The organism is Neorhizobium tunisiense, from assembly GCF_039631515.1.
In the GTDB taxonomy this organism is placed as follows: domain Bacteria; phylum Pseudomonadota; class Alphaproteobacteria; order Rhizobiales; family Rhizobiaceae; genus Neorhizobium.
This window is the reverse complement of record NZ_JBDIUU010000003.1, coordinates 84,175-98,493: the sequence shown is the minus strand read 5'-3', so window position 1 is coordinate 98,493 and position 14,319 is coordinate 84,175. Positions and strand designations below refer to the sequence as shown.

Genomic DNA, 14,319 nt, shown 5'->3' with positions numbered 1-14,319 from the left:
TCCACAGCGCCAATAGCGGCATCGATGGAAGTGGCCGCCGCGCTTGCAGCGAACCAGCCCCAGGTTACGAAAGGGTGGGGTCGAGCTTGTCGCGCAGCCAGTCGCCGACAATGCTGATCGAAAGGGTCGTCAGCACGATCACGACCGACGGAGCGAGCATGATCCACGGCGCGCGCGTCAGGTATTCGCGGCCGAAACCGACCATGTTGCCAAGGCTCGTCTCCGGTGGCTGCACGCCGAGACCGAGGAAGGAAAGGCCGCTCTCCATCAGGATGATTTCCGGGAAGGTCAGCGTCATCGAGACGATCAGCGTCGAGGCGACGTTCGGCAGGATATGATGGAAATAGACCCGCGCCGGTGTTGCGCCGAGCTGCACGACGGAGGCCGCATATCCTTGCGAACTGGCGGAAATCGCAAGGCCGCGGGCGATGCGGGCGTAACGTTCCCAGCCGTAGAAGCCCATGAGGCAGACGAGCAACACCATCGAGGAGCCGAAGAAGGCGAGCACCGCGAGCGACATGATCAGGAACGGCAGCGCTGCCTGAAAATCGGCAAGCACCAGCACGAGATGTTCGACCGCGCCCCGGAACTGCGCCGCCGCGAAGCCGAGCGCCGTGCCGAACACCGCAGACAGGATCGTGGCGCCGAAGGCGATGATCAGCGACACCCGGACCGATTGGAGAAGGCGCGAGAGCACGTCGCGGCCCAGTTCGTCGGTGCCGAGCAGGTGTTTCAGAGCCCCCGGATGGGAAAGGCGGCTCGAAAGGTCCATCGCCGTGATGTTGTACGGGCGGATCTGGTCGGCGAAGATCGCGACCGCGACCATGGCCGCCAGCCAGACAATGCCGAGCCCGACGGTGAACGGCACGTTGCGGCGCAGGCGCTTGATGAAGGTCGCATACCAGCCCGGCGGCCGCGAGGTTTCCGACAGATTGATCGTAGCCATATCTCTTGTCCTCAATGCGCCGCGTTGGAGCGAAGGCGGGGGTCGAGCCAACCGTAGAGCAGGTCGACGACCAGGTTCGAAACCACCATGGTGGCTGCGATGATCAGCAGGATGCACTGGACGACGGCGAGGTCGCGGTTACCGACCGAGACGATCAGCAGCCGGCCGATGCCAGGCCACGAGAAGATCGATTCGACCACGACGGCACCGGCGATCAGCGAGCCGACCATGAAGCCGACGATCGTTACGATCGGCACGGCAGCGTTGGGTAGCGCGTGGTTCCAGACCACGTCACCCCATTTCAGGCCCTTGGCGGAGGCAGTGCGGATATAGGGCTGCCCCATCACCTCGATCATCGCGCTGCGCGAGAACCGGGCGAGGATGCCGATCCCGCCGATGCTCATGGTAATCGTCGGCAGGATGCCGTGTACCCAGGTATCCTGACCGCCGGACGGCAGCACGCCGAGAATGACCGCGAAGATCAGCACCAGCAAGAGACCCATGACGAAGGAGGGGATCGTGAAGCCGAGAACCGCGAGCAGGATCACGCCGCGATCGGCAAAGCTCTGGCGATGCAGCGCCGCGTAGACGCCGGCGGGGATGCCCAAGGCGAGCTTCAGGAGCAGCGCCGGCACGGTGAGCTGCAGCGTCGCGGGCACGCGCTGCAGGACCAAATCCAGCGCCGACGCCTTGTCACGCATCGACACTCCGAAATCGCCGGTGAAGATCGATCTTATATAGGCGAGATATTGAACCCACAGCGGCTGGTCGAGACCCCAGGAACGGCGGAACGCATCGACAGCCTCCTGCGGCACGTCGGGACCGAGCATGACCTGCGCCGGGTCGCCCGACATGCGCAGAACGACGAAGGCGAAGGTGACGACGGCAAAGATGGTGATCAAAGCCCGCAGAAGTCGAACGGCTATGAAGCGGATCATCGAAAACTCCTCTCAGGCCGCGATCGAGGCGGCTTCACCGGCCACGATATGGCAGGCGGCCGTGCGGCCGTTGCCGATCGGGCGGAGCTGCGGCACGACGGAACGGCAGACATCCTGCGCCAGCGCGCAACGGGGGTGGAAGGCGCAGCCGGACGGACGATTGGCCGGGTTCGGCGGCTCGCCCTGAAGGATGACGCGGCCTTCGAGGATCTTGCCCGGCACCGGCACGCTCGAAACCAGCGCCTTGGTATAGGGATGCTGCGGCGAATGGAAAATCACGTCGGAGGACGCTTCCTCGACGATCCGGCCGAGATACATCACCGCCACCCGGTCGGCGATGTTGCGCACCACTTTCAGGTCATGGCTGATGAACACCATGGCGATGCCGTTCTTTTCCTGCAGGTCGCGCAGCATGTTGACGACCTGCGCCTGGATGGAGACGTCGAGCGCCGAAACCGGCTCGTCACAAACCAGAAGCTTGGGACGCGCGGCAAGCGCGCGGGCAATCACGGCGCGCTGCCGCTGGCCGCCCGACAGTTCGTGCGGATAGCGACCGGCCTGATCCGGACGCAGGCCAACGGCCGTCATCAACTCGGCAATACGGGCTTCCTGGTGCTGTTTCGGAATGAGCTTGTGGATCTCCAGCGGCTCGCCGATCTGTTTTGCAATCGTCACGCGCCGGTCGAGGGCCGCCAGCGGGTCCTGGTAGACGAACTGCATCTTGGCCCGCAGCGCGCGCCATTGCGGCGTCTTCAGATGCGGCATCGGCTTGCCTTCGAACCTGACTTCGCCGCCCTGTGCGGCGTCGATGCCGAGCAGCATCCGCCCGAGAGTCGATTTGCCCGAGCCCGACTCGCCAACGATGCCGAGCGTTTCGCCCGGCTTCAGTGCCAGCGAGATGCCATCGACCGCGCGCACGGGATGTGCCTTTGCAAACACGCCGCGGCGGATCTGGTAGATACGAACGAGATTGTCCGCTTCGATAAGGGCGGTCATTGCAGCATGTCCTCGGTCACTCTGGTTCTTGGCTCGACGGGCTCGTTCGCCGGAACCGGGCGGAAACAGGCGAGCTGCCGGCCATCGGCCGACGTCTCGAGCGCGGGGCGCTCGCTGCGACAGCCCTCCACTGCGCGAAAACAACGCGACGAAAAGGAACAGCCTTCGGGCGGATGTTTCGGGTTCGGGACCGTGCCGGGGATGGGGATGAGCCGGTGGCGGGGACCGTCGATCCGCGGGATCGCGTCGAAAAGACCGCGCGTATAGGGATGGCGCGGCTCGGAAAAGAGCTGCGCGACGCTGCCCTCCTCGACGATCCGGCCGGCATACATGACGCAGACCCGTTCGCAGACCTGGGAAATGGCGCCGAGATCGTGGCTGATGAACACCGTCGCCATGCCGGTCTCGGCCCGGAGCTGGATCATCAGGTCGAGGATCTGGGCCTGGATCGTCGCGTCGAGCGCCGTGGTCGGCTCGTCGGCGATCAGCAGGTCCGGCTCGCCGGCAAGCGCCATGGCGATCATCAGGCGCTGGCACTGGCCGCCCGAGAACTCATGGGGATAGAGATCGAAACGGCGGCGTGCATCGGGAATACCGACCATGTCCAGCAGCCGCAGCGCCTCTCTTTTCGCGGGGTCACCCCGCAGGCCACGATGCAGCGACAGCGCCTCGACGATCTGCCGACCGATCCGGAGCACCGGATTGAGCGAGCTCGACGGATCCTGGAAGATCATCGCAATCCGGCCTCCGCGCACCTGTTCATAAGCCTCGCGCGGACCGCCGGAGAGTTCTCTTCCCTCAAGCTTTACGGACCCGGTGACGCCTGCCTTGCCGGGAAGCAATCCCAGAGCCGCAAGCCACGTCACCGACTTTCCGCACCCCGATTCCCCGACGAGACCGAGCGCTTCGCCACGGCCCACATTGAGATCGATACCGTGCAGAACCTGGACGCCGTCGAAGGCGACCTTCAGATCACGCAGTTCCACCAGATTGGACGATGCCCTATCCATATCCCGCCATACTCCTGCCTCCCGCCGCTTCCGGGCGAAGACATTGCCGTTCTTGAAAACAAATGCTCCGGCGGCCGCATGGTCGCCGGAGCAGGGGAGAAAGATCCGATCAGATCGCCCAGTTGGTGGAGCGGAAGTCCATCGCGAAAGCCGGGGCGGCCTTCCACTTGAGCGACGACTTCATGCCCGTAAACACGGCGTTCTGGTGCAGGACCTGATAGACGGGGTCTTCGCGCTCGGCGATTTCCAGCATGCGGGCGATCGCCTTCTTGCGCAACGCGCGGTCGGTGGAGGTCTCCATGACCTGCGAAAGCTTGTTCATTTCGTCGTTGGTCCAGTCCTTCTTCTGCTGGATTTCGCCGTTCGGGCCGAACTGCACGACGAGCGGAGTGATCGGGTCGTTGATCGTATTGGAAGCCGACCAGTCGCGGACGCCCTTGACGCCTGCCGGATCATGGATTTGGCCCCAGTTTTCCTTCATCTCGATCTGCACGTTGATGCCGACCTGCTTCCACATCTCGACCATGATCTGGCCGTTGGCCGTCTGGTTCGTGTAGTAGTTGTTGAGCAGGCGGTAGGGGATCGGGTCACCCTTGTAGCCGGCCTGCTTGAGGAGATCCTTGGCAAGCTGCGGATTGAATTCCGGAGCGGCCCAGCCTTCGATGAACATGTCCGAGGTCCGGAAGGATTCGAACTGCAGACCGGCCGGGACGACGGTCTGGCCGGCCCAAAGAGCCTCGACGATCGCCTTGCGATCGATCGAATGCGTCATCGCACGACGCATCAGCGGGTTGGCAAGGATCGGGTTCTGGGTGTTGAAAGTCGAAACGCGGTGGTTCCAGATGGTGGAGCTCTGAACTTCAAAGCCCTTGGCAGCCCGTATCGTCGCGATCTGGTCCGGCGGCAGGTCGCAGGCGAAGTCGTATTGGCCGGAAAGCAGGCCGTTGACGCGCGAGGCAACTTCCGGAACTTCGACGAAGCGGATCTGGGCGAGCGGCGGACGGCCACCCCAGTACTGGTCGAAGGCGACGAGCGTCAGCGAGACGTCCGGCTTGTATTCGGCAACCATGTAGGGACCGGTCGTGACCGGCTTGCGGGCCCATTCGGTGAAGGACTTGGCTTCGTCCCAGGCGCGGCGGTTGGTGATCTGGCTGCCACCGGAATAGAGGCGGCCTTCCATCGTGACATCCGGCGTCGCGTTGTGGAAACGGACGGTGTACTTGTCGACGGCCTCGACGCCGGCAAGGGCCGGCCACAGACGGCGGCCAACGCCGGGAACGGTAGCCGGCAGTTCCTTGACGGTGGTCGGCTTGTGCTCCGATTCGAAAATCGTCTTGCCGCCGGCCGGCTCCGTATTGCCGAACACGCGCTCCCTGGAGAACGAGAACACGACGTCGTCAGCCGTCAGCTCGTCACCGTTGTGGAACTTCACGCCCTGGCGCAGCTTCAATTCCAGCGTCTTGTCGTCGATGCGCTTCCATTCGGTGGCGAGACCCGGAAGCGGACCCTGGTTGCCCATCCAGTTGCGCAGGATCAGACCTTCCCAGAGATTCGGGAAGAAAACGCGCTCGCCGACATTCGACTGTTCGTGCCAGACGTCGAGCGTATTGTTATTGGTGATCTTCTGGACGGCGATGGTGATCGAGGGGCGCTTGTCGCTCTGGGCGATCGAGAAGCGCGGCAGGATCAGCGAACCGGCAGCGGCGCCGGCAAGACCAAGCGTGCTGCGGCGGGTGAAGTTGACCATGGAATATGTCCTTTGGCGTCGGGTTAATGGACGAGCTCGATCAGCCCCTGCGGGCTGGAGCGGTGACGGTTGAGGGGTCGGAAAGCTTGAGCTGATAACAGCAAGCGACCCGCGCGGGCTGAGGACATGAAAGCCGCTCGGCCCGATCCGCGATGATGAAAAGCGTATTGCTGCGGCTCACGGCTACCCCCTGATTTGCAGGGGCTATTTGGCCAGCCTGTGTATCAGTTCCGTGACGCTATCTTGGCGATTCGATGAAATTGAACACGGATGCAAACTTCATGATCCTGCGTTACAAATGTAATATTGCCGACACAAAATTCTGGCATGGAGGCCTGTGCGAGGATTTTCTTCCGGCGCATTCCCCTCCCCACATTTCTTTGTTTAATGGAGTTTTCCATGTCCTCCCTTCCCGTGATCGGCGCCGCCATGACGCTTGGCGAGCTCGAAATTCACCGCAACTGGCTTTTCGACAAGCAGCGCGATCTCGAACTCCAGGATTTCACCACGGCTGATGTTCTGAACGGCGACTGGACGCCGCTCGCCGAACGCGCCAGGAAGCTGCTGGATGGTTTTGAAGGCCGTCTCGGCATCCACGGCCCGTTCTGGGGCTTCACCATCGCCTCCCAGGATCCGGACATCCGCGCCGTCGTCGCCAAGCGCCTGAAGCAGGGCCTCGACGTCTGCGCCGCGATCGGTGCTACGCAGATGGTCGCCCACAGCCCCTACACGACCTGGTCCTACAACAACCTGGACAACAACAAGGGCGAGGCCGAGCGCGTCGTCGAGCAGGCGCACCTGACGATGCGCGATGCCGTCAAGCGGGCCGAGGATATCGGCGCCGTGATCGTTCTGGAAAACATCGAGGATATCGACCAGCATATCCGCGTGGCGCTCGCCGACAGCTTCAATTCGCCGGCGGTTGCCGTGTCGATCGATACCGGCCATGCCCATTACGCACATGGCTCCACCGGCGCTCCGCCGGTCGATTATTTTGTGAAGGCAGCCGGCAACCGCCTGCAGCACGTGCACCTGCAGGATGCCGACGGTTACGCAGACCGCCACTGGGCGCTCGGCGAAGGCAATATCCTCTGGCCGTCAGTCTTCCAGGCGCTCGCCGAGCTCACCAGCAATCCGCGCCTGATCGTCGAGATCAAGGACAAGTCGAAGATCCCGGCTTCGGTCGAATATCTCGCTTCGCTCGGCCTCGGCCAGTAAGCATTCCTTGGACGAAGGCTCCGGCGCCCGGCGCCGGGGTCACCGCAATTCCGGGGACATCTCCCGCAGGTGTGATTGCGTGGCGAGGATATCCCCCACCATCATGTCCCGCGCGAGCGCACCGTTGCGCTCGCGCAGTGCGGCGACGATCCGGAAGTGATAGGATGAGAAGGGGTGCACGACGCCCTTGTCGAATTCCTTTTCCACATACTTGGTCAGCATCCGCATATAGGGGCCGAACCGCAGCCAGAGCATCTCGATATGCTGCGGCAGCACTTCGGAGCGCGACGCTTCGTAGATGCCGAAATGGAACTCCTGGTTCTTGCGCAGCATGCCATAGACGTCGCCGGCCTTGCCGGTTTCCTCGTGCTCCCGGGCAAGCGCCTCCGAACGGTCGATATCCTCGTCAGTCATGTGGACGGCGGCCAGCTCCGTCGCCAGGCCCTCGAGCGCGATGCGCGCCTGGCAGAGATCGTCGAGCCGCTCGCGGGAGACTGCCGGCACGCGGGCCGAACCGTTATGGCCGATCTCCAGGCCGTTCTCCGCCGCAAGCCGTCTCAGCGCCTCGCGCACCGGCATATGACTGGTGCCGAACTCGGTTGCCAGCGACGAAATGGTGATCGCCTGCGATGGGGCAAACGAACCCCACATCAGCGCCCGGCGCAGCTGCTCGTAGACCGTATCCTGAACAGTCACGCGCGACGTGACCTTCAAAAGCCCGCTATCCGCCATCCTTGTCCTCTGATCCATTCCCATCACAACCAGGCCTCGCATAACGGGCCGCGCTCTTCAAGTCTCCTCGCGTCCGGTCATCTCCCGTTCCCGAAGCAATTCCCCTTGATCAAATGCCGACCGCACAATAGAACATTTGAAAGTTTGATCAAATGCTCATTTGGTAACTGGGCCAAACATAAACACGGGGAGGCTCGTTGTCACCTGCATCCCTCCTCATCAATCCACGACATCTGGGAGAAATCCATGAACACGCATGTGACGGCAGGCGATAATCTCGCCAAGGCTTTTCCGGTCGATGAACTACGGCTGAAATTTCCAGCCCTCCAGAAATACAAGGACTTCATCTTCTTCGAAAACGCCGGCGGCGCCCAGGTGCCCCAGGCCGTCGTCGATGCGGTCGCGGCCCATCTCGTCGATTGCAACGTGCAGCGCATGGCGCCCTATCTGCATAGCCAGGGCGTCGATCGCACGATTGCCGAAGCCCGCGTTTCGGTTGGCCTCTTGGTCAATGCCTATCGTCCGGAGGAAATCTCCTTCGGCCTCAACGCCACGTCCTTCATCCGCCTCGTCAGCCTCGGCATCGCCAAGATGCTGCAGGAGCGCAACGAGATCATCGTCACCGACATGGACCACGACGCCAACATCGCTACCTGGACGGCGCTTGAAGCCGACGGCGCCAAGATCGTCTGGTGGAAGATGCGCGAAGACGGCACGCTGCATACCGACGACCTGAAGCCGCTCCTGAACGACAAGACCCGCCTCGTCGCCTGCACCGTGACAGCCCATTCGATCGGCACGATCGTCGATGTGGCAACCGTCGGCAAGCTGGCGCATGCGGCCGGCGCCGAGGTCTTCCTCGACTGCGTGCATTACGGCCCGCATGCGCTGATCGACGTTCAGGCCTGGGATTGCGATTATCTGGTCTGCTCCGGCTACAAGAACTTCTCGCCGCATATGGGCTTCCTCTGGGGCCGCTATGACGCGCTGGTGAAGCTTCCGACCTTCAAGGAAGACTTCATTCCGGACGTACCGCCCTACAAGATCGAGGTCGGCACCTTCACCTACGAGAACGTCGCCGGCATGAACGCTGCCGTGCTTTATCTGGAAGACCTCGGCCGCAGATTCCTGCCCGAAGGCGAGCATTCGCGCCGCGACGCGCTTGCCGCCGCCATGGGCGCCATCCGCGCCTACGAGCAGACGCTGTCGAAGAAGATGCTGTCGGTGCTGAAGAAGCACGGCGCCACGATCTACGGCGTTTCCGACGAAGCCCAGGTGGAAAAGCGCGTTCCGACGATCTGCTTCAGCATTCCGGGCCTGACCCCGCAATATCTCTCGGCCGAGCTCGGCAAGAACGGCATCGGCAGCCGCGACGGCCACATGTTCGCACCGCGCCTTATGAAACGCCTCGGCCTCACCATGGAAACCGGCTGCATGCGCGTGTCCATGGTCCACTACAACAAGGCGGAGGAGATCGACCGTTTCGACACGGTGCTCGGTGAGATCATCGCAAGGGCGAAGTGAGCGATGCCCGGCGCCAAGGCCGGGCATGACGAATGGTTGGGTTTGGCTGCCACGAAGGAAGCTCGCTTCACTTGAGATGATGGTAACGCCGCCGGAAATAGACGAGCGCCTCTTCATCCGCCGGGCCATGGGCAATCCCGATGACCCGGCAAAACAGCACATGATGCGTACCGCTCGCGACCGCGCTTTCCACTTCGCAATCGAACGAGACGATCGCATCGGTCAGCCGCGGCGATCCGGTCGCGCCGAGCACCCAGTCGCCAACCGCGAACCGTTCGTCCTGAGGCGTCGAGCCGCCGAACAGTTTCGACATCGCTTCATGGCTGGCATTGAGCGTATTGACGCACAATACCCGGTTCCTCTCGAACATCCCGGCCACCGAACTCGACCGGTTGAGGCAGACGAGAAGCGTCGGCGGCCGGTCCGTCACGCTGCACACGGCCGAAGCCGTAAAACCCGCAAGCCCGCCCGGCCCGTCGGTGGTGACGATATTCACCGCCGCTGCCAGCTGCGCCATGCCTTCCCGGAAGGCGAGCCGCGTTGATTCCGTTTCGTCGCTCAGGATATCCATCGTCATTCGACCCTTAGTCCCGCATCTCTCAACAAAGGCATGACGCGATCGCAGAAGAAAGGCAGCTCATAGGTGTAGTTCACGAAGGACATGGCAATACCGGAATACCCCTGTTCGGATATGGCGATCATGTCTTCGACGATTTTTTCGGGCGTACCGATCAACGGAAAACCGCCCGCGCCCCCTGCAAACCGCTTGCGATAGAGATCATAGGCGTTTTTGTCATGCGACTGGGTAAACTCCTTCTTGCCGGCCATATGCGCGTCGACCGCAGCGTGATCGGCCATCGTCACCGCATAACGCTCGTAATAATCCTCCGCCTCCTGCTGGGTTTCGCGACAGACGACGTGGCAGACCGTATAGGCGCCGACATCGCGCCCCAGCCCGTCCGCCCGGCCCTTGATGTCTTCCACGTGTTTTCCGGCTTCGGCAATCTCGGTGAAGGTCGTGAACAGATATTCGCAGTTCCTGGCCGCAAAATCCCGGCCCGGCCCGCCGAAAGCGGCGTTCATGGTAACCGGCCGCGGCGACTGCAGGCTGGCGGGCCGGCTGACGACGTCCTTGAGCTTGTAATAGGTGCCATCGTAATCGAACGGAGCGTCTGACGTATAGGCCCGCTCCATGATCTCCAGCCATTCGCCGGCCTGGTCGTAACCCTTCTCGACCAGCGGTACGCCGAACATGCCGAATTCCTTCGGGTTCCAGCCGCAGACGATGTTGAGCCCTGCCCGACCGCTGCTGATATGGTCGACGGTCGCCAATGCTTTCGCCGCATAGAGCGGATGCACGAGCGGGACGTGCACCGTCATGAACAGCCCGATCCGCTCGGTGACCGAGGCGAGGCCTGCCGCCCAGGTGAAGGTCTCGAACGACCATTCGCGCACCCGGTTCTTGCCGCCGAACCCCTTCCACCGCGCGATCGGCAGGAAGAAATCCAGCCCGCCGCGATCGGCGATCTGCACCGCGTTGAGATTGTCTTCCCAGCGCGCCTGCCAGCGTTCAGGCACGTCGGTAATCGCAAGCCCCCCGTCTGCATTCGGCGAAAACACGCCGAGTTTCAGTTTGCTGGGACCTTTCAGCGGATGCGGCTTGATCATGCTGTTCCTCTCTTCCGTGTTCTTCTGCGGGCGGGGCGCGCAGTCTCCGCCTCTTCCAACTGGCGCCGCCGGACGGAGAGATAGGCCTCCTCCGCCGCGAACATAAAAAGGGTCATGCGGTCCTGCGCCATCAGCGGATCGTGCGCCAGGAAAGCCGCGTGAATGCGGGAGAGACCGTCGATATACTGGTAGGCGGCGCCCGGATCGGCGAACGTGCCGAGCCGCACCGACTGGAAATAGTCGATGAAGCGCGAAATCGTTGCCGCCATATGCGGATTGTTGACCGCCTTCAGCCAGGCATTGCGGAAATCGACATTGGCCGCCAGCAGAGCCGGAATGTCGCTTCGGCTCAGCGCCAGCTCCACCCGGTTCATCGCCGCAGTAATTTCCGCCTCGATCTCGGGCGTCATGTCGCGGGCGGCACAGGCCGCAGCCCGCGGCTCAAGCTGACGCCGCACCTCGAAAAGTCCGGAAATATCGTCCAGCGACAATTCCCGCACCGCAAAGCCGCGGGTCGTGCCAACGAGATAACCCTCCGAAACCAGCCGAAGCAGCGCCTCGCGCGCTGGCATGCGGGAAATGCCGTGGGCGTTGGCGATCTCGGTATCCACCAGGCGATCGGCCGGCGAAACGGCACTCCGTTGCAGCTTCAGCCGCAGATCGGCATAGATCGCATCCACCAGATTGTCGTTCGGCTTTAACATGGAAATCTCCTGCGCAAACGGTATACTGATTCCAGCGATATTCAAGAGTATCTTTAAAAAAGCCTTTTGATGTGACTGATCGCTGGCATTTTTAGTATACTGTTTTATTCACTTGCGGCATCAAGAATTTTAGGCTTAAACTTTAATTTGGCGCATATCCCGAAGCCGCGCCGGGCAGATTGCAAAGGCACCCCGATGAGCGAATTCCGCAGGAAATGTATCGGTCATGAGCGCGTCATCGGCACATTCGCGGCGATCCCTCATCCGGTCGCCATCGAAGTGACTGCCGCGGCCGGTCTCGATTTCATCTGCATTGACGCCGAACATTCCCAGATCGGCCGTGAACTCATCGAAAACCTCGTTCGTGCCTCGGATGTCCACCGGGTGCCAGCCATGGTGCGCGTCCCGGGCCATGCACCGGAATCGATCGCCGGCGTGCTGGATGCCGGAGCCGCCGGCGTACTGGTGCCACGCGTCTCGACCGCAGCCCAGGCCAAGGCCGCCGTTCTGGCGACCCGCTATCCGCCGATCGGCGAACGCGGCGTCGGACCAGGACGCGCCGCAGGCTACGGCTACCGCATTCCCGACTACCTGCTATCAGCGAATGAAAGCCTCGTCCTGGCGATCCAGATCGAGACTGCCGATGGTCTCGCCAATGTCGACCAGATCGTCGCCGTCGAGGGCATCGATGTGATCTTCATCGGCCCGGGCGACCTCTCGGTCTCCATCGACGCGATGGGGCCGGATGGAGCAGCAAAGCTCGACGCGGCCATTCTCAGGATCACCGAGGCCGCACGCAAGGCCGGCAAGGCCGTCGGCATCTTCCGCCCTTCCGCCGATGACGTCGGCAGGTGGTCTCAAGCCGGCATCAGCTTCTATCTGCTCTCAAGCGATACGAGGTTTCTCGGCGCCGGCATCGCGGCCGACGTCGCCGCCGCGCGCTCCGCATAAGCCGCATCAATTTTCCGGGAGTGAAGACGTGAAGGCCATCCAATACAGCGAGCACGGCCCGGCCGACGTGATGCACTATGTCGATCTGCCTGATCCGGTTGCCGGACCGGGCCAGATCCTGGTGAAGCTCGAGGCCGCCAGCGTCACGCCTTTCGACTGGAAACTCCGCGCCGGTTATCTGCAAAGCCATTTCACCCTGCCGATGCCAAGCGTGCCAGGGCGCGATGGCGGCGGCACGGTGATCGCGGTCGGCGACGACGTCACGGAATTCAAGGTGGGAGACCGGGCCGCGGTCATTGCCGGCGTTTTCGCCCAGGGCGGTTATGCGGAAATGATCGCCGTCGATGAAAAGCATGCTGTCAAGATTCCAGACAGGCTCTCCACGATTGAGGCCGTGGCGCTGACCAATGCCGGCCTCAGCACCTGGATTGCGGTGCGAACCGCGGAAGTCAAATCCGGCGACAAGGTTCTCGTGCATTCCGGTTCCGGTGCGGTCGGCGGATTGCTGGTCCAGCTCTGCCACCATCTCGGCGCCCATGTGACCGCCACCTGCCGCTCGACCAACCGCGATTATGTCCTCGGTCTCGGCGCCGATCGCGTCATCGCCTATGACGAGGAGGACTTTTCCGAACTCCTCACCGATCAGGATATCGTCTTCGAACTGATGGGCGGCGAAGTCCATGACAAGTCCTACAAGGTACTCAAGAAGGGCGGCCACATGGTCTGGCTGGTTGCCGACCCGATCAGGGATCGCGGCGAGGAATTCGGCGTCAAGGTCACTCGCGCGATGATCACCGACGACAAGTCGGCGCTCCAATCGATAATGGATCTCGCCGGCGCGGGCTTGCTCAAGCCCCAGATTGCCCGCACCATGCCCCTGTCGGCGGCGGCCGAGGCTCACCGGCTAATGGAAAAAGGCGCCATCTCGCGTGGGCGCCTCATGCTGACGATGTGACGTGCATGTCCTCAAAGCCTGAAGCGGTTTTGGGATGACGACAGGCGTAACCAATAAAGTCAGTTGCCGCTCGGAAACAGCGGCGCTTGACGGCCGTTGGCGACGAAAGTCCGGAAATCCTCGATCGCATGCTCGTTGGCGAGCGCACAGAACGGCCCGCGGCTCACTTCGATGCCGTTGATCTTGTGCAGCCGCACGTCCATCTCGGCGCTCTTCAGCGCCACCGCCGCCGTGTTGACGACCGGCGCATGCAGGACCTTGAACCCATATTCGCCGCCGACCAGGAGACCCGGCAGTACGCCCGCCGGCACCACGACATCGGCGCCATCGCGCACCAGCGGCTCCGCGCAGGCGGTGAAGTTTTCAAGCATCCGCCACCGCGCCTCGTCGTCGCCCGCAAAGGCGGCGCTGAAATCCGACGGTTCGCAATTCATGCCGACCACGTGCTTCACGCGGTTGCCAAGGCCATAGAGATCGGCCTGCTCGTAGTGCCAGGCCTGGAAGACGTCGTCGAGAGTGACTAGCGCCATGCGCCGCCCGAGCCGCGCCGCATAGTGCATGCAGACCTCGCCGGTACCGATCACCGGAATTGTCAGTGCCGACTTGAGCTCGTAGAGGCCGGGATCCTGGAAATGGCCGATGACGACGGCGTCGTAGCCGCGGCTTGCCGCCTCCAGCCCGTTGTCGATTGCGATCGCAGCGCAGCGGAACTCAGCCAGCCGCCCGAAATGCCGGTCCGGCGGGTTGATGCCGAAGACGTCCACCGTCGTGCCCGGCTCGGCAATCCTATTCAGATAATTCGAGAGCCGCTTCATATAGGCGGCGCTTGACGTGGCGTCGATGAAGCTTTGCCAGAAGATGCGCATGTTCCCCTCGTTTCGTTCGTTTGCCCGTGCGATTTTGCGCTCGTCAAAACACCAATTTAAAGCT

14 protein-coding genes are annotated in these 14,319 nt (G+C 62.5%); 4 read left to right on the top strand and 10 right to left on the bottom strand.

All coding sequences use genetic code 11. The features are described from left to right. Window positions 1-64 precede the first annotated feature (64 nt). From ABCW43_RS14640 to ABCW43_RS14620, 5 genes are all read right to left on the bottom strand, one after another. Window positions 65-946 (bottom strand): ABC transporter permease, encoded by an 882-nt coding sequence (locus ABCW43_RS14640; RefSeq protein ID WP_345925656.1) that lies wholly within the window; start codon window positions 944-946, stop codon window positions 65-67. 11 nt (window positions 947-957) lie between these two features. Further along, a complete protein-coding gene (locus tag ABCW43_RS14635; RefSeq protein ID WP_345925654.1) occupies window positions 958-1,884 on the bottom strand; it encodes an ABC transporter permease in 927 nt (308 codons plus the stop codon). A 12-nt stretch (window positions 1,885-1,896) separates the two neighbouring features. Continuing rightward, a complete protein-coding gene (locus ABCW43_RS14630; protein WP_345925652.1) occupies window positions 1,897-2,880 on the bottom strand; it encodes an ABC transporter ATP-binding protein in 984 nt (327 codons plus the stop codon). Beyond that, window positions 2,877-3,890: an ABC transporter ATP-binding protein gene (locus tag ABCW43_RS14625; protein ID WP_345925650.1), complete on the bottom strand. Its 1,014-nt coding sequence runs from the start codon at window positions 3,888-3,890 to the stop codon at window positions 2,877-2,879. The genes ABCW43_RS14630 and ABCW43_RS14625 overlap by 4 nt, the downstream gene beginning before the upstream one ends. A 109-nt stretch (window positions 3,891-3,999) precedes the next feature. Beyond that, complete coding sequence (locus tag ABCW43_RS14620) at window positions 4,000-5,637, bottom strand: ABC transporter substrate-binding protein (protein WP_345925648.1); 1,638 nt, start codon at window positions 5,635-5,637, stop codon at window positions 4,000-4,002. Window positions 5,638-6,036: 399 nt separating this feature from the next. Here ABCW43_RS14620 and ABCW43_RS14615 point away from each other — a divergent pair, with 399 nt between their 5' ends. Next, entirely contained in the window at window positions 6,037-6,855 is an 819-nt protein-coding gene (locus ABCW43_RS14615; protein ID WP_345925646.1) for a sugar phosphate isomerase/epimerase family protein, read from the top strand. A gap of 39 nt (window positions 6,856-6,894) precedes the next feature. Here the strand turns inward: ABCW43_RS14615 and ABCW43_RS14610 are convergent, their stop codons facing one another. Further along, window positions 6,895-7,605 (bottom strand): GntR family transcriptional regulator, encoded by a 711-nt coding sequence (locus ABCW43_RS14610; RefSeq protein ID WP_345925644.1) that lies wholly within the window; start codon window positions 7,603-7,605, stop codon window positions 6,895-6,897. Between the two features lie 228 nt (window positions 7,606-7,833). Between ABCW43_RS14610 and ABCW43_RS14605 the strand changes: the two genes are divergently transcribed. Beyond that, window positions 7,834-9,111: a cysteine desulfurase-like protein gene (locus ABCW43_RS14605; RefSeq protein WP_345925642.1), complete on the top strand. Its 1,278-nt coding sequence runs from the start codon at window positions 7,834-7,836 to the stop codon at window positions 9,109-9,111. Window positions 9,112-9,178: 67 nt separating this feature from the next. On the opposite strand, the gene ABCW43_RS14600 is transcribed toward ABCW43_RS14605, so the two are convergent. The 3 genes from ABCW43_RS14600 to ABCW43_RS14590 are packed head-to-tail and all read right to left on the bottom strand — an operon-like array spanning window position 9,179 to window position 11,483. Beyond that, a complete protein-coding gene (locus ABCW43_RS14600) occupies window positions 9,179-9,688 on the bottom strand; it encodes a flavin reductase (protein ID WP_345925640.1) in 510 nt (169 codons plus the stop codon). Further along, window positions 9,685-10,779, bottom strand: a complete 1,095-nt coding sequence (locus tag ABCW43_RS14595; protein WP_345925638.1) for an LLM class flavin-dependent oxidoreductase — start codon at window positions 10,777-10,779, stop codon at window positions 9,685-9,687. Before ABCW43_RS14595 ends, ABCW43_RS14600 begins: the two co-directional genes overlap by 4 nt. Continuing rightward, window positions 10,776-11,483 (bottom strand): GntR family transcriptional regulator, encoded by a 708-nt coding sequence (locus ABCW43_RS14590; protein WP_345925636.1) that lies wholly within the window; start codon window positions 11,481-11,483, stop codon window positions 10,776-10,778. Before ABCW43_RS14590 ends, ABCW43_RS14595 begins: the two co-directional genes overlap by 4 nt. A gap of 195 nt (window positions 11,484-11,678) precedes the next feature. On the opposite strand from ABCW43_RS14590, the gene ABCW43_RS14585 reads away from it, so the two are divergent. Together ABCW43_RS14585 and ABCW43_RS14580 are read left to right on the top strand one after the other, a co-directional pair. Beyond that, window positions 11,679-12,434, top strand: coding sequence for an HpcH/HpaI aldolase family protein (locus tag ABCW43_RS14585; RefSeq protein ID WP_345925634.1), 756 nt, complete (start codon window positions 11,679-11,681; stop codon window positions 12,432-12,434). A gap of 28 nt (window positions 12,435-12,462) precedes the next feature. Next, window positions 12,463-13,389 (top strand): NADP-dependent oxidoreductase, encoded by a 927-nt coding sequence (locus ABCW43_RS14580; RefSeq protein ID WP_345925632.1) that lies wholly within the window; start codon window positions 12,463-12,465, stop codon window positions 13,387-13,389. A 59-nt stretch (window positions 13,390-13,448) separates the two neighbouring features. On the opposite strand, the gene ABCW43_RS14575 is transcribed toward ABCW43_RS14580, so the two are convergent. After that, window positions 13,449-14,255: an aspartate/glutamate racemase family protein gene (locus ABCW43_RS14575; RefSeq protein ID WP_345925630.1), complete on the bottom strand. Its 807-nt coding sequence runs from the start codon at window positions 14,253-14,255 to the stop codon at window positions 13,449-13,451. Window positions 14,256-14,319: the final 64 nt, after the last annotated feature.